Origin of the sequence: Nocardia acidivorans NBRC 108247, from assembly GCF_001625085.1 — a bacterium.
GTDB lineage: Bacteria > Actinomycetota > Actinomycetes > Mycobacteriales > Mycobacteriaceae > Nocardia > Nocardia acidivorans.
Genome location: NZ_BDAW01000025.1, coordinates 78964 through 98156, shown reverse-complemented (window position 1 = coordinate 98156; position 19193 = coordinate 78964). Strand labels below are relative to the sequence as shown.

Genomic DNA, 19193 nt, shown 5'->3' with positions numbered 1-19193 from the left:
GATCACCGCTGACGGCGGCGGTAACGCACCCGGCACGGCTGTTGCAGCTGCACCACCATCTTCGAATGATCATTGCGATAGGTGTCCGAGGGCTGGGCCAACTCGAACTCCCAGTCCCGCAACAGGATCGAGAAGATCGCCTTGAGCTGCATCAGCGCGAACGGAGCGCCCACACAGCGGTGCCTACCCGCCCCGAACGGAATCCATGTCCAGCGGTTGACGATGTCCTCCTGACGCGGATCCAGGTACCGGCTCGGATCGAACAGGTCCGGTTCGGGGAAGTCCTCGCCGATGCGGTTCGAGATCGCCGGGGTCGCGGCCACCATGTCCCCGGGGGCGATGCGATGCCCGCACACCTCGAACTCGTCGCGCGCGATCCGCATCAGGATGATCAACGGCGGATGCAATCGCAGCGATTCCTTCAGCGCCGCTTCCAGATTCGGAATCTGCCGCAGCGCATTGTGGCTGACCTCGGAACCGTCGGCGTACAACTCGTCGAGTTCGGTCACGACGCTCGCCAATACCTCCGGGTGCCTGAGCAGCTCGATAATGGTCCACGCCGCGGTCCCCGACGTGGTGTGATGCCCGGCGAACATCATCGAGATGAAGATCCCGGTGATCTCACTGGCCGAGAACCGCGGCGCGCCGTTCTCATCCGGCACCGACATCAGCACATCGAGCATGTCCCGAGAGTCCTTGCCCGACACCGGATTCCCCGCCCGCCCGTCCATGATCGCCTGCACCAATTCCACCAGCTTGACGCGGGCCTCATCGCGGCGGCGGAAGCTCTCGATCGGCGCGTACGGATCCACATACGCCAGCGCGTCGGTGCCCTGCTCGAGCTCGTGATACAGATGCGCGAACCGCCCATCGAGCTCGTCGCGGAACTTCTTGCCGATCAAACACGCCGAGGAGGTGTAGATCGTCAACTCGGCGAAGAACTCCAGCAGATCGATCTCACCCTGCTCCCCCCATCCGGTGAGCATCCGATCCACCTCGGCCGCGATGGTCACCGCGTGCCCGCGCATATGATCCGCCCGCAACGCCTGATTGTGCAGCATCTCCTTGCGCCGCTCCGGGCTGGCGTCGAACACCACACCCTCACCGAAGATCGGCTTCATGAACGGATACGCCGCCGCCTGATCCAAATCCTCGTCGCTGGCGCGGAAGAAGAACTCGTTCGCCTCGGACCCGGACAGCAGGATCACATCACGCCCGGCGAGTTCGAACGACCCCACGTCCCCGCATTCGGCGCGCACCCGCCCCATCAACGCGATCGGATCGGTCCGGAACTCCTCGAGATGACCGTGCTCGCCCGCACCGCCCGAGACCCGTCGCGGCTTGACCATTGGCATGGGAAATTCCTCTCCGGGCGACCACCTCGGCACCCCAGACACGTGTCCGGACGGTACTACGAATGGAAGTCCAGAACAAGGCCCGCACAGCCCTTGCGCCCGGTCGGAAGCGGGAACTATATTTCAGAACGCCCGAACCAAGATCGACGCGCCCGCGCACGAGGAGTGGAATTCGACATGACCGGTGTCCGCGGCGAATCATGAAGACCAGACTCAATTGCCCCTGCGGAGAACATATTCGGGGCGAAGACGAAAACGACCTGGTCGAGCGCACGCTGGCGCATCTGGCCGAACGGCACCCGACCCACGACTACACCCGGGACGAAATCCTCTTCATCGCCCACTGAATCCTCTTCATCGCCTACTGAGTGCGACCACGCACTTCAGCGATGACCGCCAGCGGGTTGCATCACGGCGTTCCACCAGGAATCCAGCCGACTCGGTTCGGGCCAGTACACCACCGGCACATCATCGGAATCCGTTGCGGCAGTACGACGCCGCGGTTCGTCACGTCGACCGCCGCGATGTGCGCGGTCGGCGGTCTGCGAAGACACTCTCATGGAAATTCCCCGATCCAATGGGGTGGGACCGGGATCCGATCAACCGGACCCACCCCGCGACGGAAAGTTTCAGGAACGCTCAGGCGTTGATCGCCTGCCGGTCGCCGTCATGGCGGGCGATCTCGATCTTGCGGGGTTTGGCCTTCTCGGCCACCGGAATCGTCAAGCGCAGCACACCATCTCGGTAGTCGGCGCGGATTTTCTCGGTATCCAGGCTCTCACCCAGGAACAGTTGGCGGCTGAAGACGCCGCGCGGGCGCTCCGCGGCGAGCATGGATCGTCCGGAATCCAATTCGGGGCGCGAGGCCCGGACCGTCACCACATTGCGTTCGACGTCCATGTCCAGGGATTCCGGATCGATACCGGGCAGATCGAACTCGGCGACGAATTCGTCGCCGTCGCGCCAGGCATCCATCGGCATGACCGCGGGACGGGCCGCCGTGCCGAACACCTGCTGCGTCAATCGATCCAGATCACGGAACGGATCAGTGCGCATCAGCATGGTCGCCACCTCTCACTCCAATCTCATAGTCTCTTGTTCAGATAACCTCTGTCATCTGACATAGATATTATTTAGCACTCGCACCAGGAGAGTGCAAGATTGAAGCACAGGTAATCTAATCCGGAGACCCGGCGATCCTGAGGAGTCCCATGCCGCATCCCCCTGAACAGCACCTACCGGGTTCGAGCCGCGCCGTGTACGCGATCTCGGTCGCCGCCGAGCTGGCCGGCATCGGGGTGCAGACGCTACGGCTCTATGAACAGCACGGCCTGATCCTGCCCGCCCGCAGCGCCGGTGGCACCCGCCGCTACAGCGGGGACGATCTGGTGCGATTGCAGCGCATCATCGCCCTGGCCGCCGAGGGCATCAATCTCGCCGCGATCGCCCGGATCCTCGAGCTCGAGGACGCCAATGCCGTACTCGCGGCCGAACTGCTGCGGGTGCGCGCGGAGCTCGCGCTCAGACCCGCGCGTTCGTGACGGTCGCGGCCGGTACCCGGCGCAGATAGCGGCCGCGCGGCGTGCCCTCGATGTGGCCGTCGCGGACGATGCGGCGACCACGCAGGAAGACATCGGTCACCCGGGCCTTCATCTCGAAGCCTTCGAAAGGCGTGTATTCCTGGGCGGATTCGGAGTCCGCGGCCCGAACGGTCCACCGCGCGTGCGGATCGACCAGCACGATATCGGCATCCGCGCCGGGGTCCAGGGAGCCCTTATCGGTGAGCCCGTAGCGGCGGGCGGGTGCGGCGGAGGTCAATTCGGCGATGCGGCCCAGGGGCAGTCCGCGCGCGAGCCCCTCCCCGACCAGTCCGGGCAGCAGGTACTCGGCCCCGCCGAATCCGGATTTGGCCAGGAAGACATCCTGCGGATCGTCGCCGAACTTCTCCTCGGCGCGGCAGCACGCGTGATCGCTGACCACCCAATCGATATCACCCGCCAGCAGATGTCGCCACAGCGCCTCGACATCGGCGCGTTCGCGCAGCGGCGGATTGACCTTGCCGCCGATCCCGTGCGCGCTGTCCACATCGGCGAGCAGATGCCCGATGGTGACCTCTCGCCGAAAGTCGATATGCGGGAACGCCGACGCCATGCGCAGCGCGGCGTCCACGGCCTTGTCCGAGGACAGGTGCAGCAGATTGATATTCGGGAATTCGGTCTCATGGGCCAGATACGAGGCCACCGTGATGGCCAGGCCCTCCGAATGCGCCGGACGCGACGCACTGTAGGCGCGCAGGCCGGTCAGCGTACGGTCGGCTTCGACGAGTTCGGTGTAGGCGGCCATGATTTCGGCGGTTTCACAGTGCAGCGACAGGGTGATCAGTTCGCCGTAGCGCTCGCGCGCGCTGCGCAGACCGCGCATGACGAATTCGAAGTGCGCCAGATCGTAGCGTTCGGTGGGCGGGATCATCAGAAAGTCCGCCTGGTCGTGTGAACGCCCGTGCAGTCCGTGGCCACCGTAGAACATGAAGATCTTGAACGAGGTGATGCCGAATTCCTCTACCAGGAACGGTATCTCGGCGATGTGCTCACGCGTCATCGGCGCGAGGTGCAGGGCGTGGTCGACGTAGGCGCGCCCCGCCATCCGGTCGAGCGCCTCGGGAACGAAATCCCGGTACGAGCCGCCGCGGTTGAGGTAGTAGCGCCCGGTGCGCAGATAACTCAGTGAGGTGGTGACGCCGCCCTGCGCACAGGCGCGGCTCTCGGTCTCGGTGTCATCGCCGAGGTCGGCGTAGATCCCCCAATGCTGATGGGCGTCAACGACTCCCGGAAAAGCCAACCGCCCGCCCGCATCGACGGTCTCGGCCGCGCCCTGCGCCAGGCCCGCGCCCACCCGGATGATCCGGCCGTCGGCGACGACGATGTCCTGTGGTTCGGGCAGTGCGGTGGATGCGTCACCGGGCCGAACCACCCGGGCGTTCCGGATCACCAGATCATTGTCGGCCACTACCGTCTCCAGTTTCCTTGTGCGAAACATCTTTACCAACTGTGCGATCATCGCAGTACGATGCGCTGGTAGTCAACGCCGCAGGTTTCCCGAAAGTTTCACTGTGGGAAACACTCGGGGATAGGGAGATTGGCCATGACCGGGCCGCTGACAGGAATCAAGGTGCTCGACATCGCGACATTGTTCGCCGGACCGCTGGCGGCCACGCTGCTGGCCGATTTCGGGGCCGAGGTGATCAAGATCGAGCATCCGCGCGGTGATCCGGTGCGCGGCCACGGCGCGCAGCGGGACGGAATCGGCCTGTGGTGGAAGATGATCGGCCGGGGTAAACGGTCGGTGACCCTGTATCTCGGCGCACCCGAGGGTCAGGAGTTGTTCCGCCGCATGGTCGCCGACGCCGACGTGGTCATCGAGAACTTCCGGCCGGGCACCCTGGAGCGCTGGGGTCTGGGGTACGCCGCACTGTGCGAGATCAATCCGCGATTGGTGCTGGCGCGCGTGACCGCTTTCGGCCAGATCGGCCCGTACGCGCAGCGCCCGGGATTCGGCACCCTCGCCGAGGCGATGAGCGGGTTCGCGGCCATGACCGGTGCGCCCGACGGCCCGCCGACGCTGCCCCCGTTCGGTCTGGCAGACGGAATCGCCGCCCTGACAACGGCTTTCGCCATCATGACCGCCCTGCGATCCCGCGAGACGACCGGGCGGGGACAGCAGGTCGATCTGGCCATTATCGAGCCGATGCTGACCCTGCTCGGGCCGCACATCACCGCCTACGATCAGCTCGGGCAGGTGCCCCCGCGCACGGGCAATCGATCCTCCAACAACGCACCGCGCAACCTGTACCGGACCGCCGACGACGAGTGGGTCGCGGTGTCCACCAGCGCCCAATCGGTGGCCGAACGGGTGGTGCGATTGGTGGGGCGGCCGGACCTGGTGCGCGCCCCCTGGTTCGCCAGCGGAGCCGAACGTGCCGCGCACGCCGACGAATTGGACGAGGCCGTCGGTTCCTGGATCGCCGCCCGCAAGACCGAGGAGGTGGTGGCGGCGTTCGAGCACGCGCAGGCCGCCATCGCGCCGGTGTACACCACCGCCGATATCTTCGACGATCCGCAGTTCCGGGCGCTGGAGTCGATCATCAGCCTGCCGGATGCGGAGTTGGGACGAATTCGCATGCAGAACATCCTTTTCCGGCTTTCGGAGACGCCCGGGGCGATTCGCTGGACCGGACCGCCCCTGGGTGCGCACACCGCCGAGGTGCTGGCCGACTACGGTGTCGGCGCGGATCGCCTGACACAGTTGCGCGCGGCGGGAGTGGTGCGATGAGCGGGACGAACCAGGTATCCACCCGAAATCCACTGGTGGCGGCCGTCACCGCCGGGGTGCGGCTCATCGAGCTGGGTCAGCCGTTCTTCACCGGTATGCCGTGCTCACCGAATCATCCGGGCTTTCGCATGACCCTGATCCGCCGCCACGGCGATATGGTCCGCCCGGACGGCGGGTCGGCGGCGAACGAGATCATTGTGACCGGCGGCCATGTCGGAACCCATATCGACGCGCTCAGTCATGTGAGCCATGAGGGCCTGCTGCACGGTGGAGCGGACGCGCATGAGGCGCAGCGCGGCGGCGCGTTCACCCGGCACGGGGCCGAACATCTTCCGGGGCTGATACGGCGCGGTGTCCTGCTGGATGTGGCGCGGCTGCATGATGTCGAGGTCCTGTCCGGCGGATATGAGATCACCGCCGAGGATCTGCGCTCAGCCGCGAAACAGGCCGGAACGCAACTGAATCCGGGCGATATCGCGTTGATCCGCACCGGATGGTCACGCCATTTCACCGACCGGGACGCCTACCTGGGCGGCGCCTCGGGCGTGCCCGGCGCGGGTGTGGGCGCGGCCCGCTGGCTGGCCGAACAGGGTGTGGTGGCGACCGGATCCGATACCACCGCGTACGAGTGCATTCCGCCCGGTGCGGGCCACAGCGTCCTGCCGGTGCACCGCATCCTGCTGGTCGAATCCGGGATCTACATCCTCGAGCATCTGGCGCTCGAGGAGTTGGCCGCCGCCGAACTCACCGAATTCGTCTTCCTGCTCGCGCCTCTGCGCATTGTCGGTGGCACCGGATCACCGGTGCGTCCCCTCGCGGCGGTGTCGCGATGAGCGAACCGACGGTGGTCCAGCGGCTGGCCGCGTTCGCCTACACCGCCGCAACCCGAGGCGTGGGTGCGGACTTGCGGGCCGATGCCGCCCGACGGGTGCTCGATGTGCTCGGCAATAGTCTTGCCGCGCTGCATACTCCGCCCGCGGTCGCGGTGCGGACCCTGGTGGATGAGTGGGGTGGCCGACCGCAGGCGACCGCGCTCGGCCTGCCCGGCGCGCTGCCCGAGCCCAGCGCCGCACTGCTCGGCGGGACGCTCGCGCACGCGATGGATTTCGACGACACGCATTTGCCGTCGGTCCTGCATCCCTCGGCCTCGGTGGTGCCCGCCGCGCTGGCGGTCGCCGAATCCCGGAACACCACCGGACCGCGGCTACTGGATGCGGTCGCCATCGGCATCGAGATCACCATCCGCCTAGGCATGGCGGGATATGATGCCGGGCTGGGGAATTCGATATTCTTCGAACGCGGCCTGCATGCCACGGCCATCTGCGGCACGGTCGGCGCGGCCGCCGCCGCGGCAATGCTCTCGGACCTCGATGCGGCCGGGATCGCGCACGCCATGGGGATCGCCGCGAGTATGGGTTCGGGTCTGCTGGAAGCCAATCGCACCGGCGGCACCGTCAAACGCGTGCACTGCGGCTGGGCGGCGCATGCCGGGGTGACCGCGGCCGGTCTCGCTCGCACCGGGATGACCGGACCGCCCACGGTGATCGAAGGGAGATTCGGTCTGCTGCAAGCGTTTTGCGGTAACAGTGCCGACATCGATGCCGTCTGCCGAGATCTCGGCGAGCAGTGGGAATTGCCGGGCGTGTTCTTCAAACCGTACCCCTGCAACCATTTCACGCACGCCGGTATCGATGCCGCGCTGCGGCTGCGGGCGCGGGGTATCGATCCGGACGATATCGCGGAATTGGAGTTGGGCGCGCCGACAGCGGCTTTGCGCACCATAGGCTTCCCCGCCGAGGTCAAGGCCCGCCCCGAATCCGGTTATCACGCCGCGTTCTCCGGACCGTACACCGTCGCGGCCGCACTCCTGGGCGGTGGCGGCCTGGGACTGTTCCACGAGGATTTCACCGATGCCGCCGCCCGTGACCCGAAGCGCCTGGCCCTGGCCGCACGGGTGAACTGTGTCCCGGATCGCCACTGCGACAGCATTTTTCCGCATCAGTTCCCGGCGGTGCTCACCGCGCGCCTGCGCACGGGCCAGACGTGCACCGAGCGGGTGGACGTGAACCGCGGCGGCCCGGACAACCCGCTCTCCGCCGAGGAGCTGGCCACCAAATTCCGCCTCAACGCCGCGTCCGCGCTCACTCCGGCCGCGGCCGATCAGGTGACCGATCACGTCTATCGACTGGTGCACGCGCCCGATCCGACGGCGTTGCTGGCGAGTTTGACGTCGTGGATCCCGGCCGAAAGCACGCCGGGATGACGAGGGTCGGCGGACGCCCCTCCGCCCACCACGACGGTCGATCCCAGCGCATGTCCGGGCGGGCCGCCGCCCCGACGGACGGTCAGGGTCGCCGCGCGTGGGGACGCCATGGGTCGCGATACGCGGGGATGACCTGGGTGCGATGAGCGGGGATGACACCGGTTGCGACATGGCGGGGATGACACCGGTCGCGATACGCGGGAACGACACCCGTCGCGATACGCGGGAACGACACCCGTCGCGATACGCGGGAACGACACCCGTCGCGATACGCGGGAACGACACCCGTCGCGATACGCGGGAACGACACCCGTCGCGATACGCGGAAACGACACCGGTCGCGATACGCGACGATGACACGGGTCGCGGCGAATGATGCCCGCGCCATGTCATGGCGGATGACGCGGGCCTTCGACTACCGCGACGGGTGGGGGAAGACGCCCGCCCGGCCGAGCAGGGCGGGGACCGGGGTGCCGAGGGTGTCGCCGAGCCAGGTGGCGGTGTCGATGATCGCACCGATGGCCACACCGGTGTCGATGCCCATGCGGTCCAGGGTGTACAGCAGGTCCTCGGTGGCGATATTGCCGGTGGCCGCCGGGGCGAACGGGCAGCCGCCGATGCCGCCGATACTGGCGTCCAGCACGCGGGCATCGGCTTCCAGCGCCGCGACGGCATTGGCGTAGCCGGTATTGCGGGTGTTGTGAAAATGGCAGCGGGGCAGCGCATCGGGTGCGAGCGAGCGCAGTCCGTGGACCAGTCGCCGGACCTGATCGGGGGTGCCGACGCCGATGGTGTCGGCCAGCGCTATCTCCTCCGGATTCGCCTCGGCCACTTGGGATATCAGGTCCAGGACGGTGGACTTGGGCACTTCACCCTCGAAGGGACAGCCGAAGGCCGCGGCGATCGTCACCGTCCGCCACAGTCCCGCGGCGGCGGCGCGTTCCGCCAGGCGAAACCAGCGCCGGACGCCCTCGGCGGTATCGCAGCCCTGGTTGCGGTTGCTGAAGGTATCGGTGGCCACCACCACGACATTGATCTCGTCGACTCCGGCGGCCAGCGCCCGATCGAGCCCGCGGTCATTGAAAACCAATCCGGCATAGGAGATACCGGGACCGCGCGGGACGCCCGCCATAACCGCCTCGGCATCGGCCATCTGCGGCACCCGCGCACCGTTGACGAAGCTCACCGCTTCGATGCGGCGCACGCCCGCCGCCACCGATCGCCGGATCAGTTCGATCTTCGCCGCGGTCGAGACCATTCGCGATTCATTCTGCAAGCCGTCGCGGGGCGAGACCTCGACCAGTGTGGTGTCCACGAATTCTCCTCGATGCCAGGGCATTCGGTGCGCGCGCGGACGGATTCCGCACTGATCTTGCTCACCGTTTCGCTACGGGATACATTGTATCCATTCTTCCCGGCGCCGCGCTGCACGCCACCGCCGGTGCGACAGAACGGAGTTGGCCGCATGGCAGAACCCACCACCGCCCCGACCGGACCGCTGACCGACCTGCGGGTGATCGAGATGGGCCAGCTGCTGGCGGGCCCGTTCTGCGGGCAGCTGCTCGGCGATCTGGGCGCGGAGGTCATCAAGCTCGAATCTCCGGGGCAGGGCGATCCGATGCGGGAGTGGGGGCGCGAGAAGCCCTATGGGCGCTCACTGTGGTGGCCGGTGGTGGCGCGCAACAAGAAGTCGGTCACCTGCAATCTGCGCACCGAGGCCGGTCAGCGCCTGGCGCGCGAGCTCATCGCGCAGGCCGATATCGTGGTCGAGAATTTCCGCCCCGGTACCCTGGAACGCTGGGGCCTGGATTACGAGACGCTGCGGGAAGACAATCCGGCCCTGATCCTGACCCGGGTCACCGGCTACGGTCAGACCGGCCCGTACGCACCGCGCGCCGGGTACGGCTCGATCGGCGAGGCCATGGGCGGTATCCGCTACACCACCGGTGATCCCGGCAGCCCGCCCGCCAGAACCGGTATCTCCCTGGGTGATTCGCTGGCCGCGGTCTTCGCCACCATCGGCACCCTGGCCGCGGTGCATCATCGCGAGCGCACCGGGGCCGGTCAGATCGTCGATGCCGCCATCTACGAGGCGGTGCTGGCGATGATGGAATCGCTGCTGCCCGAATGGGGTATCACCGAATATCAGCGCGAGCGCACCGGCCCGGTGCTGCCCAATGTCTCCCCCAGCAATGTGTACGCCACCGCGGGCGGGGATCTGATCCTCATCGCGGCCAATCAGGACACCGTCTTCGCGCGCCTGGCCAAGGTCATGGGGCAGCCCGAACTCGCCGCCACCGAACGCTTCGCCACACACTCCACCCGGGGCGAGCATATGGCCGAACTCGACGACATCATCGGCGCGTGGACCGGCACCCTGGCCGCATCGGAGTTACTGGATCTGCTGCACGAGGCCGGGGTGCCCGCGGGCCGGATCTACACCGCGCGTGACATGTTCGCCGATCCGCATTTCGCGGCCCGCGAAGCCATTGTGCGCCTGGCACATCCGGAGTTCGGCGAGATCCCCATGCAGAACGTCTTTCCCAAACTGAGCGAGACACCGGGCTCGGTGCGTCATCCCGGCCCGGAGCTGGGCCAGCACAATGCCGAGGTCTACGGCACGATCCTCGGACTGGACCCGGACCGGCTCGCCGAACTGGCCGGCACCGGCGTGATCTGAGGCGATGTCATGTCCGACCTGTCCGAGGACTACCTCCGGCACGGCTTCGCGGCCCGGCTCGGCGCGGGGGAACGCCCGGCGGTGCTGGTCATCGATGTGTGCGCCGCCTACCTCACCGACGGTTCGCCACTGCGCGCCCCGGTCGAGGAGGCGGTGCGGGCCACCGCCCGGTTGGTCGAGCGAGCCCGCGACGTCGGCAGGCCGGTCGTCTTCACCCGGGTGAGCTACCGGCCCGGCAGCGCCGACGGTGGTCTGTTCCGGCGAAAAGTCCCGGCGCTCAACGCGTTCGAGGAGGGCAATCCGATGGGCGACTTCCTTGCCGACCCCGCACCGCTCCCCGGCGAGGTGGTGGTCACCAAGCAGTATGCCAGCGGCTTCCACGGCACCTCACTCGCCGCGACCCTGACCGCGCAGTGCGTGGACACCGTCCTGATCACCGGACTCACCACCAGCGGTTGTGTGCGCGCCACCGCCACCGACGCACTGCAATACGGTTTCCGGCCCCTGGTGGTCGCGGACGCCTGCGGTGATCGCGACCGCCGCCTGCACGAGGCGAACCTGTTGGATCTCGATGCCAAGTACGCCGATGTGATCGACCTCGACCGTGCGCTGAGCATTCTGCGCTGACTCGCAATTCCACTCTTCCCGAAGGGATTTCCATGGGCCCGCATCATCACGGATGGTGGATCCTGCTGCACCTGACGCTGTTCGTGTTCTGGCTCGGCGGCGACCTCGGGGTCTTCTATTCGAGCCGCTTCGTCATCGATCCACGCCGGACGCCCCCGGCGCGCGCGACCGCCCTGGCGATCATGAGCGGATTGGATCTGGGCCCGAAAATCTGCCTGGTGCTGTTCCTGCCCAGCGGCGTGACACTCATGGCCCTGGATCCGCACGGCGCGAAAGCCTTCGGAATCACCTTGTTCCCCTGGTGGTTCGTGATTCCGACCTGGCTCTTCGCCGCCGCGTGGCTGACCCTGGCGATTGTCGCGCATCGCACCCACGGCCGCATCGCGAGCGTCTATCGCGCCGATCTGATCATTCGATTCGCCGTGATCACGGCGATGACCGTCGCTGGTCTCCACACCCTGGTGGCGCACGACCCGTTCGGCGTCACCACCAATCCGCGCTGGCTGGGCGGCAAGATCCTGCTCTATACCGCGGCCATCGCGGCGGGCCTGGGCATTCGAATCACCCTGCGCCCCTTCGGACCCGCCTTCGGCCGGTTACAGACCGAAGGCTCGAACCCGGAGGTGGAGCACATCCTGCGCCGCAGCGTGAACGGCTGCCTCCCCTACGTCTGGATCATCTGGGGCGGCGTACTCGCCGCCGCGGCGCTGGGCGTATTCAAACCGGGCGCGAATCTCTAACCCGTATAACCGAGTTGGGTCGAGAGCGCGCCGGAGGCCTTGAGCAGGATCGGCGCGTATTCGTCCATGCGCGGTTCGAACCGCGAGAGCGGTCCGCAGACGCTCAGCGCGGCGACCACCCCGCCGTCGTGATCCAGAATCGGTGCGGCGATCGAGGCCGCGCCGATCTGCCGCTCCCCCAGCGAGACCGCGTATCCGCGCTTGCGAATGGTATTGAGCTCCGCGCGCAGTTTGCGCTGCGAGGTGACGGTGGCGTCGGTGAAGGCGCTCAGTTCATGCCGTCCCAGATATTCATCGATCTCCTCCTTGCGCAGATAGGCCAGAATCGCCTTGGAGGAACTGCCCGCGTGCAGTGGATACGGTTGTCCCAGTGCGACTTCCATGCGCAGTTCCTGATCCGGCACCACCTGGTCCACATACATGCGCGTGTCGCCGCGCCGAATGGACAGGGTCGCGGTCTCGCCGGTCAGCGAGGCCAATCGCCGCAGCTCGGGGGCGGCCATGACGCGAAGATCGGTGCGCGCCAAATACGCCCGGCCCAGCGCCATCGCGGCATGCCCGAGCGCGTAACGCCGAGTGGTCGGCTCGAGCACAATGAGATCCCGGCTGCGCAGGGCGGTGAGGATGCGATGCACCGCGGCTTTGGTGATGCCGAGCTCATTGGCGATCTCGGTGACCCCGAGATCTGGCCGGCCGCTGCGTCCGAAGAGCAGCAGCACGTCCATGGCGCGTTCGACGGCTGCGATGGAACGGCTCTGGGTGTCGGATTCCATATCGGGCACGCGGTCAGTCTAGGGGGCGGATTTCCCGATGGGAAACACCATCCCCCCGTTGTTCCCCTTGCGCCCGCCCATCTCGGAGCGTTACCTTGTGCGTAACAGCGTTTCCGCTACCGAAACGGAGTTGGATATGGAGCCGCAATATCTCCGTACGGTGCTGGCGCAGTGGGCAACCGGCGTCGTGGTGGTCACCACCCTGGACGACCAAGGCAGTCGCCACGGGATGACGGCCAGCTCGTTCACCAGTGTGGCGCTGCATCCGCCGCTCGTCTCGGTATGTGTCGCCTCGACCGGCGCGACCTGCCGAATGATCAGGCGCAGTGGGATTTTCGCGGTCAATGTGCTCGGCAGCGACCATGAGGAGATCGGGCGGCGCTTCGCCGGTTCCGCCGTGGACGACCGTTTCGCGCGCGGGCACTGGGAGACCGCGACCACCGGCGCGGCGGTACTGGCCGATGCGGTCGCCTGGCTCGATTGCGCTGTCGCCGCGTGCTATCCGGCCGGAGACCACACCATTGTGCTCGGGATGGTCCAGGACGCGGCCACCCCGCGTCCGGCCGCCCCGCTCATTTATCACGACCGCACCTACTACGAGGGGATTGCCCGATGATCGGTGAACGACTGGTCGAAGAGATGACCGACGCCGAACGCGCACGCGCGCAACGGGTCGAATCGGTGCTGCCCGCCCTGCACGCGGCCGCCGCGGAGGCCGACCGCACCGCCACCTTCCCGGCCTCGCATATCGGCCTGCTGCGTGAGGCCGGACTACTGGGCCTGGTGGTGCCCGAACGCTTCGGCGGTCTGGGCGGCACGCTGCGCGATCTCGCCGCCGCCACCTTCACCATGGGCACGGCCTGTCCGTCCACGGCGCTGGCGTACTTCTTCCACAACACCAGCGCCTCGCGCGGACTGCTGCCGCTGGAGGCGATCGAAGCCGGATTGTTCGACGCCGCAGAGGTTCCCGTGGTGCGGGCCTTCGCCGAGAAGGTGCTCACGCGGATGGCCGAGGGGGTATGGCTGGCCAATTTCGCTTCCGAATCGGTCAAGACCGAGGGGGCGAACATCACCATCGCCACCACCGCGCGCAAGGTGTCCGGCGGCTGGATTCTCAACGGGGAGAAGTCCTTCGGCTGCGCCACCGGGGTAGCGGACTACTATCTGACCTCGGCGAAACTGGAGGGCTACGACACCGCGCAGGGCCTGGCCACCTTCTTCGTTCCACGCGAGGCCACCGGTGTCAGCGTGCGCGCACCCTGGGACGGTCTCGGTATGCGCGCCACCGCCAATAACGGCATCCGGCTCGTCGATGTCTTCATCCCCGATGCCGAAGCCCTCACGGTGCCGGGCGCTTTCACCAAGATGCTGACCATGAGCCGGGGCAGTTTCGTCGGCAATCAGCTCGCCATCGCCGCGGTCTACACCGGCTGCGCCCAGCGCGTTTACGACGAGGTGCTGCGCGCCACCACCACCAAGACCTTCGCCGACACCGGCGCGCCCATCGCGTCCTCGCCGGTGCATCAGGTGCTGTTCGGTGAGATGACCCGCGATCTGGAGACCGCCTATCTGTGGCTGCGCTATCAGCTCGCGGTCGAGACCGCCGAGGTCCCGTTCAAACCCAAGCAGGAGATCTTCACCCAGTGGCGGCTCGGTAAGGGCGCGGTCACCGAAGCCTGTTTCCGGGTGGCCCTGGGCGCGCTCAAGGCGGGCGGCACCTCCGCCGCGTCGATGGAAGGCACTGCCGGGCGCGCACTTCGGGATCTGGCCATGGGCCTGGTCATGACCTTCCCCGCCGAGCGCGGCATGCTCGAGGTCGCCCGCATTGTCACCGAGGCCAAGGCCAATGAACTCTTCGCCACCGCTCCCGAGCAGGCGAACGTCCCCGCCGAGGTCGGCCGATGACTCCGGAACTGCCCGCGATTCGCGATCTGATCGACGGCGAATGGGGTGTGCCCGCCGTGGATCTCGGTATCGCATTGGAGGATCCGGCCACGGGCGCGCAGGTCGCCCGGGCGGTGGCATCCGCGCCCGAGCGGGTGGAACGCGCACTCGCGGTGGCCGAGCGCGCGCACGGGCGGATCACCCCGGAGACGCTCGAGGCCATCGCGGACGACCTGGACGCGCGGCTGACGACGATCATCGAACTCGACGCCTTCGCGACCGGGGTTCCGATCCGCCAGACCACGCCGCTGGGCGTCATCGTCTCGGGCGCTTTCCGCTTGGCGGCCGCGCAATTGCGCGCCGGTGCGCTCCGGGACGATCGGGACGGGGTCGAGGTGCATCGCCTGGGGCTGGGTCCGGCGCTGTGCCTGGTGCCGTGGAACGCGCCCGCGCCCATGGCGGCTCACAAGGTGGCCAATGCGCTGGCGGCCGGATGTCCGGTGCTGCTCAAGGTGAGTGAATTGACCCCGTACAGTGCCGTGCTGCTCGCCGAGGTCGTGGCGAACCATGTGCCGCCGGGCATGTTCCAGTTGGTGCAGGGTGGTGCCGCCACCGGTGCGCGTTTGGTCGCCGATCCCCGGATCAAGGCGGTGTCGTTCACCGGCGGGGTGGCGGGCGGGCAGGCCGTAGCGGTCGCCTCCGCTCCCCTGTTCCGGCCGTGTCAGCTGGAATTGGGCGGGAACAATCCGCTCATCGTGCTGCCCGATGCCGATCTCGACACCGCCGCCCGCATGGGCGCGGAGTTGCTGACCACGCTCAATGGCCAATGGTGCCGGGCGCTGGGGCGGTTGATCGTACCGGTCGAGCGGGTCGGGGAAATCGTCGAGGCGATCGGCGAACGACTCGAATCACTCTGCGTCGGAGCGCCTTTGGATCCGGCCACGGACTTCGGCCCGCTCGTGCATTCGCGCCACGTCGGCGCGCTGCGCGCCGCGATCGCCGGGCGCGCGACCCATACCTTCGGCAAGACTCCGGAGTCCGGAAACTATTTCCCCCCGACGCTTCTCGATGACGATCTGGCCGAGGAGGTCTTCGGCCCGGTCGCCGGTGTGGCCACCTACGACAGCGTCGAGGAGGTGGTGCGCCTGGCCAATGCGGTGCCGTACGGCCTGGAAGCCTATGTGTGCGGTGCCGATACCGAGTTCGCGCTCGCCATCGCGCGCCGCATCCGCGCCGGTGAGGTCAAGGTGAACGGCTCCTCGATCATGAGCCTGCACCTGATGACCCCGCGTCCGGCGTGGGGTGTTTCGGGCCTGGGCGAGGAGGGCACGGCCGAGACGCTGCGCTTCTTCACCGGTGCGCGGGTGGTCGGTGTCGAAGGGCGTTTCGCCCTGCACACCTCATGAGCACCGTCGTCATCGCCGGCGCCGGACCGGTGGGGCTCACCGCCGCACTGACTTTGGCCCGGCGCGGGGTGGATGTGACGGTGCTGGAGGCGGGTCCCGAGCTGGCCGCGGAATCACGCGCCTCCACCTTCCATCCGCCGACCCTGGAGATGCTCAGCGACCTCGGCGTGGTGCGGGCGCTGCTGCGCAAAGGGATTGTCGCGGAGACCTTCCAGTACCGCGAGCGCGGCGGCGAGGCCATCGCCACCCTGGACATGGGCGTGCTGGCCGGTGACACGCCGTTCCCGTACCGGGTGCAGTGCGAGCAGAGCAAACTCACCCCGATCCTGCTCGCGGCCGCCCCGGGAAATCTCGGGGTGCGCTTCGACCATCGCGTCGAGGAGGTGGACACCGACGCGCACGGGGTGCGCGTGCGCACCGGTGCCGGTGTGCTGCACGCGCAGTGGCTGATCGGCGCGGACGGTGCGCATTCGGCGGTGCGGCGGTCCACGGGTATGAGTCTGGAGGGGAGCACATATCCGGAACGGTTCCTGGTCGCCTCGGTGCGCGAGGACCTGACCGCCGCGCTGCCGGGCATCGCCCCCATCAACTACATCTTCGATCCGCGCGAATGGCTGGTGCTGTTGCGCACCCCCGACCACTGGCGGGTGCTGCTGCCCACCCCGGGCGAGACCGACGACGACACCGAATTGCGCCGCCTGCCCGGCCGTTTGGCGGGTGTCGCGGATCTCGGCAGGCCCTGGCGCATCGACCAGGCCGCCCTCTACCGGGTGCATCAGCGGGTGGCGCCGCGATTCCGGGACGGCCGGGTGTTGCTGATGGGTGACGCCGCGCATGTGAACAATCCGCTCGGCGGCCTCGGGATGAACAGCGGTATCCACGATGCGGTGCGCATGGCGCACGCACTGGCCGATGTCATCACCGGTGCGCCCGAACGGGTGCTGGACGAGGCCGCGGCACTGCGCCGCACCGTCGCCATCGAGCAGGTGCAGCGCACCAGCCATGACAATTGGTCCAGCCTGCGCGGGCAGGACAGCGAATACCGGGACCGGCTCCGCGCCTTGGCGGCGGATCCGGTGGCGAGCCGCGCGTATCTCCGGCGCGCCTGTCTGATGGAGCCGTGGGAGGCCGCGTAGTGAGAATCAGCCGAGAGAATCCCGCCCGTCCCGGGGAGATCGTCGGATCGGTTCCGGTGACCCCGCCCGAGGCGGTGGATGTCATTGTGCGCGAATCAGATCGGCGATTCCGGGAGTGGTCGGCCCGGCCACTTGCCGAGCGGCTCACCGCGCTGTGGCGGGCGGCCGACGCGATGGACGCCGATCGTCCCGCGCTGGCGGAGCTGCTGGCGCGCGAATCCGGTAAGCCGGTCGCCGACTGCCGTGGCGAAATCGCCTTCGCCGCCACGTATCTGCGCTGGATCTGTGATCGGGCCGAGGCGGTTTACACCGATGACGAGACCGATGACGGGCGCGGGCGGCTGCGTATCACCCCGCGCCCCTACGGCGTGGTCACCGCGATCACGCCGTGGAACGCACCGGTGATCCTGTCCCTGCTCAAGCTGGGTCCGGCGCTGGCCGCGGGAAATACGGTGCTGCTCAAGCCCTCTCCGCTCGCCCCGCTGACGATCAGCGCGGTGGCCGAACTCTTCCCCGCCACCACCGTGCTGCACGGCGGCCCGGATCTGGTGCACGCGCTCATCGCCCATCCCCTGGTGCGCAAGGTCGCCTTCACCGGCGGGGAGGCGGCGGGCCGCAGTATCGCCGCCGCGGCGGGTCAGGCCATCACCCCGGTGGTTCTCGAACTCGGCGGCAATGATCCGGCCGTCTTCCTGGACGATTTCGCGCTCACCCCGGACGATTACGAACGCCTGGTGCTGGCCTCGTTCGCCACGGCGGGCCAGGTGTGCATGGCGGCCAAGCGGCTCTATGTCCCGGAACGTCGCGCGGACGAGTTCACGCAAGCGTATCTCGCTGCGGCACAGCGCATTCTGACGGTCGGTGATCCATTGGACGAAGCGATCACCATGGGGCCCGTGGTCACGCGGGAGGCCGCCGCACGGGTCACCGACCTGATTGCCGACGCGCGCGCACGCGGAGGCCGCATCCTGCCTTTGGCGAAAGCCGCCGAGTCGCAGGGGTATTTCGTCGATCCGGTACTCGTGCTGGGTCTGCCCGATGACGCCCCGCTGGTGTGTGCCGAGCAATTCGGTCCGGTCGTACCCTTGCTCACCTATCGCGGCGAAGCCGAAGTGCTCACCCGCGCAAACGATTCCGAGCTCGGACTGGGTGCTTCGGTCTGGTCCGCCGACGAGTCCCGGGCCTTCGCCTTCGCCGCCGGTATCGAGGCCGGTTTCACCTTCGTCAATACGCACAACCGCACCGGAATGACATTGCGCGCACCGTTCGGCGGTACCAAATCCAGTGGCTACGGCCGCGAGTACGCCGAGGCCGGACTGCTCGAGTATGTCTGCACCACGGTCGTGCACGCCCCCGCCGCCTTCCGCCCCGGCGGCGCGGGCATGCCCGCCCGGGCCTACCCGGGGTAGCGGCCGGTGGTCATCGCGTCCCGGCCCGGCGACGCAGCAGCACCGCGACACCGATCCCGAGCAACACCACGATCACGACGCTGATGATCACGATCGTGCCGGTGTTGGAATCATCGGAATCCGATGCGGCGGTGGTGTTTTCGACGGTCGCCGTGGCCTTGGGCCTGGCGAAGGTCAGCGGTATCGCCGCCAGGATGGCGGACGGGTTGGTCAGGCTGGTGACCGCCAGGGTGCAGGCCCCCGGCGCGGCCGTGCAGTCCACATCACCCACCTTGGACACGATCGTGAGGACAGTTCCCCGGTCGCCGGGTTGCCATACGCCCGCCGCATCGGCCGTGCCCAGCAGGGAACCGCTCAGATTGCAGTCGGCCGGTGTGGTGATGGTGGGTTTGCATTGTCCGATGGCGACCGTCGGCAGGTTCGCCGGCAGCCCGTCCAGGGCCACCGTGACGGTCTGTCCCACGGTCACCTCACCGGCGGGGGTGGGATGCAGGGCGGGGGCCGCCGCGGCGGACGGGCTGGTCGCGAGCAGCGCGGCGGTCAGGGCCGCCGCGCCCGCGACACCTCGAAAGATGTTGCTTCTCATACCGT

19 protein-coding genes are annotated in these 19193 nt (G+C 67.8%); 13 read left to right on the top strand and 6 right to left on the bottom strand.

The window, feature by feature from the left end:
• Positions 1-2: 2 nt before the first annotated feature.
• Positions 3-1355, bottom strand: coding sequence for a lanosterol 14-alpha demethylase (cyp51, locus tag NA10_RS15535; RefSeq protein ID WP_067568537.1), 1353 nt, complete (start codon positions 1353-1355; stop codon positions 3-5).
• A 200-nt stretch (positions 1356-1555) separates the two neighbouring features.
• Here cyp51 and NA10_RS15530 point away from each other — a divergent pair, with 200 nt between their 5' ends.
• Positions 1556-1702 (top strand): DUF1059 domain-containing protein, encoded by a 147-nt coding sequence (locus NA10_RS15530; RefSeq protein WP_067568536.1) that lies wholly within the window; start codon positions 1556-1558, stop codon positions 1700-1702.
• A 292-nt stretch (positions 1703-1994) separates the two neighbouring features.
• Here NA10_RS15530 and NA10_RS15525 read toward each other — a convergent pair whose 3' ends face one another.
• Positions 1995-2417 carry an Hsp20/alpha crystallin family protein gene (locus NA10_RS15525; RefSeq protein WP_067568573.1) on the bottom strand — a complete coding sequence of 141 codons (423 nt, stop codon included), beginning with the start codon at positions 2415-2417 and terminating at the stop codon, positions 1995-1997.
• A 149-nt stretch (positions 2418-2566) separates the two neighbouring features.
• Between NA10_RS15525 and NA10_RS15520 the strand changes: the two genes are divergently transcribed.
• The gene (locus tag NA10_RS15520; protein ID WP_067568535.1) at positions 2567-2896 is read left to right on the top strand and encodes a MerR family transcriptional regulator; all 330 of its coding nucleotides are present in this window, start codon (positions 2567-2569) and stop codon (positions 2894-2896) included.
• Here the strand turns inward: NA10_RS15520 and NA10_RS15515 are convergent.
• On the bottom strand, positions 2877-4391 hold the full coding sequence (locus NA10_RS15515) for a dihydroorotase (protein ID WP_245677257.1): 1515 nt from the start codon (positions 4389-4391) through the stop codon (positions 2877-2879). The genes NA10_RS15520 and NA10_RS15515 overlap by 20 nt on opposite strands.
• 105 nt (positions 4392-4496) lie before the next feature.
• Here NA10_RS15515 and NA10_RS15510 point away from each other — a divergent pair, with 105 nt between their 5' ends.
• The 3 genes from NA10_RS15510 to NA10_RS15500 are packed head-to-tail and all read left to right on the top strand — an operon-like array spanning position 4497 to position 7947.
• Complete coding sequence (locus tag NA10_RS15510) at positions 4497-5684, top strand: CaiB/BaiF CoA transferase family protein (protein WP_067568533.1); 1188 nt, start codon at positions 4497-4499, stop codon at positions 5682-5684.
• Positions 5681-6517, top strand: a complete 837-nt coding sequence (locus tag NA10_RS15505; RefSeq protein ID WP_067568532.1) for a cyclase family protein — start codon at positions 5681-5683, stop codon at positions 6515-6517. The genes NA10_RS15510 and NA10_RS15505 overlap by 4 nt, the downstream gene beginning before the upstream one ends.
• Positions 6514-7947, top strand: a complete 1434-nt coding sequence (locus NA10_RS15500; RefSeq protein WP_067568531.1) for an MmgE/PrpD family protein — start codon at positions 6514-6516, stop codon at positions 7945-7947. Before NA10_RS15505 ends, NA10_RS15500 begins: the two co-directional genes overlap by 4 nt.
• Positions 7948-8362: 415 nt before the next feature.
• Here NA10_RS15500 and NA10_RS15495 read toward each other — a convergent pair whose 3' ends face one another.
• Positions 8363-9286 carry a hydroxymethylglutaryl-CoA lyase gene (locus tag NA10_RS15495; protein ID WP_067568530.1) on the bottom strand — a complete coding sequence of 308 codons (924 nt, stop codon included), beginning with the start codon at positions 9284-9286 and terminating at the stop codon, positions 8363-8365.
• Positions 9287-9412: 126 nt separating this feature from the next.
• Between NA10_RS15495 and NA10_RS15490 the strand changes: the two genes are divergently transcribed.
• The 3 genes from NA10_RS15490 to NA10_RS15480 are packed head-to-tail and all read left to right on the top strand — an operon-like array spanning position 9413 to position 11994.
• Positions 9413-10627 carry a CaiB/BaiF CoA transferase family protein gene (locus tag NA10_RS15490; RefSeq protein WP_067568572.1) on the top strand — a complete coding sequence of 405 codons (1215 nt, stop codon included), beginning with the start codon at positions 9413-9415 and terminating at the stop codon, positions 10625-10627.
• A gap of 9 nt (positions 10628-10636) precedes the next feature.
• The gene (locus tag NA10_RS15485) at positions 10637-11254 is read left to right on the top strand and encodes an isochorismatase family protein (protein WP_067568529.1); all 618 of its coding nucleotides are present in this window, start codon (positions 10637-10639) and stop codon (positions 11252-11254) included.
• A gap of 32 nt (positions 11255-11286) precedes the next feature.
• Positions 11287-11994 (top strand): hypothetical protein, encoded by a 708-nt coding sequence (locus NA10_RS15480; protein WP_067568528.1) that lies wholly within the window; start codon positions 11287-11289, stop codon positions 11992-11994.
• On the opposite strand, the gene NA10_RS15475 is transcribed toward NA10_RS15480, so the two are convergent.
• On the bottom strand, positions 11991-12767 hold the full coding sequence (locus NA10_RS15475; protein WP_067568571.1) for an IclR family transcriptional regulator: 777 nt from the start codon (positions 12765-12767) through the stop codon (positions 11991-11993). The two genes, NA10_RS15480 and NA10_RS15475, sit on opposite strands and share 4 nt — an antisense overlap.
• Before the next feature lie 136 nt (positions 12768-12903).
• Between NA10_RS15475 and NA10_RS15470 the strand changes: the two genes are divergently transcribed.
• The 5 genes from NA10_RS15470 to NA10_RS15450 are packed head-to-tail and all read left to right on the top strand — an operon-like array spanning position 12904 to position 18602.
• Complete coding sequence (locus NA10_RS15470) at positions 12904-13383, top strand: flavin reductase family protein (protein WP_067568527.1); 480 nt, start codon at positions 12904-12906, stop codon at positions 13381-13383.
• On the top strand, positions 13380-14672 hold the full coding sequence (locus tag NA10_RS15465) for an acyl-CoA dehydrogenase family protein (protein ID WP_245677254.1): 1293 nt from the start codon (positions 13380-13382) through the stop codon (positions 14670-14672). Before NA10_RS15470 ends, NA10_RS15465 begins: the two co-directional genes overlap by 4 nt.
• Complete coding sequence (locus tag NA10_RS15460; RefSeq protein WP_067568526.1) at positions 14669-16057, top strand: aldehyde dehydrogenase family protein; 1389 nt, start codon at positions 14669-14671, stop codon at positions 16055-16057. The genes NA10_RS15465 and NA10_RS15460 overlap by 4 nt, the downstream gene beginning before the upstream one ends.
• Positions 16054-17193: an FAD-dependent oxidoreductase gene (locus tag NA10_RS15455; protein ID WP_067568525.1), complete on the top strand. Its 1140-nt coding sequence runs from the start codon at positions 16054-16056 to the stop codon at positions 17191-17193. Before NA10_RS15460 ends, NA10_RS15455 begins: the two co-directional genes overlap by 4 nt.
• Positions 17193-18602: an aldehyde dehydrogenase family protein gene (locus NA10_RS15450; protein WP_067568524.1), complete on the top strand. Its 1410-nt coding sequence runs from the start codon at positions 17193-17195 to the stop codon at positions 18600-18602. Before NA10_RS15455 ends, NA10_RS15450 begins: the two co-directional genes overlap by 1 nt.
• Positions 18603-18612: 10 nt before the next feature.
• Here NA10_RS15450 and NA10_RS15445 read toward each other — a convergent pair whose 3' ends face one another.
• A complete protein-coding gene (locus NA10_RS15445; RefSeq protein ID WP_067568523.1) occupies positions 18613-19188 on the bottom strand; it encodes a neocarzinostatin apoprotein domain-containing protein in 576 nt (191 codons plus the stop codon).
• Positions 19189-19193 lie beyond the last annotated feature (5 nt).

Coding starts and splice junctions, on each gene's coding strand:
- cyp51 (WP_067568537.1), bottom strand. CDS start 1,355: ATGCCAATGGTCAAGCCGCGACGGGTCTCGGGCGGTGCGGGCGAGCAC.
- NA10_RS15530 (WP_067568536.1), top strand. CDS start 1,556: ATGAAGACCAGACTCAATTGCCCCTGCGGAGAACATATTCGGGGCGAA.
- NA10_RS15525 (WP_067568573.1), bottom strand. CDS start 2,417: ATGCTGATGCGCACTGATCCGTTCCGTGATCTGGATCGATTGACGCAG.
- NA10_RS15520 (WP_067568535.1), top strand. CDS start 2,567: ATGCCGCATCCCCCTGAACAGCACCTACCGGGTTCGAGCCGCGCCGTG.
- NA10_RS15515 (WP_245677257.1), bottom strand. CDS start 4,391: ATGTTTCGCACAAGGAAACTGGAGACGGTAGTGGCCGACAATGATCTG.
- NA10_RS15510 (WP_067568533.1), top strand. CDS start 4,497: ATGACCGGGCCGCTGACAGGAATCAAGGTGCTCGACATCGCGACATTG.
- NA10_RS15505 (WP_067568532.1), top strand. CDS start 5,681: ATGAGCGGGACGAACCAGGTATCCACCCGAAATCCACTGGTGGCGGCC.
- NA10_RS15500 (WP_067568531.1), top strand. CDS start 6,514: ATGAGCGAACCGACGGTGGTCCAGCGGCTGGCCGCGTTCGCCTACACC.
- NA10_RS15495 (WP_067568530.1), bottom strand. CDS start 9,286: ATGCCCTGGCATCGAGGAGAATTCGTGGACACCACACTGGTCGAGGTC.
- NA10_RS15490 (WP_067568572.1), top strand. CDS start 9,413: ATGGCAGAACCCACCACCGCCCCGACCGGACCGCTGACCGACCTGCGG.
- NA10_RS15485 (WP_067568529.1), top strand. CDS start 10,637: ATGTCCGACCTGTCCGAGGACTACCTCCGGCACGGCTTCGCGGCCCGG.
- NA10_RS15480 (WP_067568528.1), top strand. CDS start 11,287: ATGGGCCCGCATCATCACGGATGGTGGATCCTGCTGCACCTGACGCTG.
- NA10_RS15475 (WP_067568571.1), bottom strand. CDS start 12,767: ATGGAATCCGACACCCAGAGCCGTTCCATCGCAGCCGTCGAACGCGCC.
- NA10_RS15470 (WP_067568527.1), top strand. CDS start 12,904: ATGGAGCCGCAATATCTCCGTACGGTGCTGGCGCAGTGGGCAACCGGC.
- NA10_RS15465 (WP_245677254.1), top strand. CDS start 13,380: ATGATCGGTGAACGACTGGTCGAAGAGATGACCGACGCCGAACGCGCA.
- NA10_RS15460 (WP_067568526.1), top strand. CDS start 14,669: ATGACTCCGGAACTGCCCGCGATTCGCGATCTGATCGACGGCGAATGG.
- NA10_RS15455 (WP_067568525.1), top strand. CDS start 16,054: ATGAGCACCGTCGTCATCGCCGGCGCCGGACCGGTGGGGCTCACCGCC.
- NA10_RS15445 (WP_067568523.1), bottom strand. CDS start 19,188: ATGAGAAGCAACATCTTTCGAGGTGTCGCGGGCGCGGCGGCCCTGACC.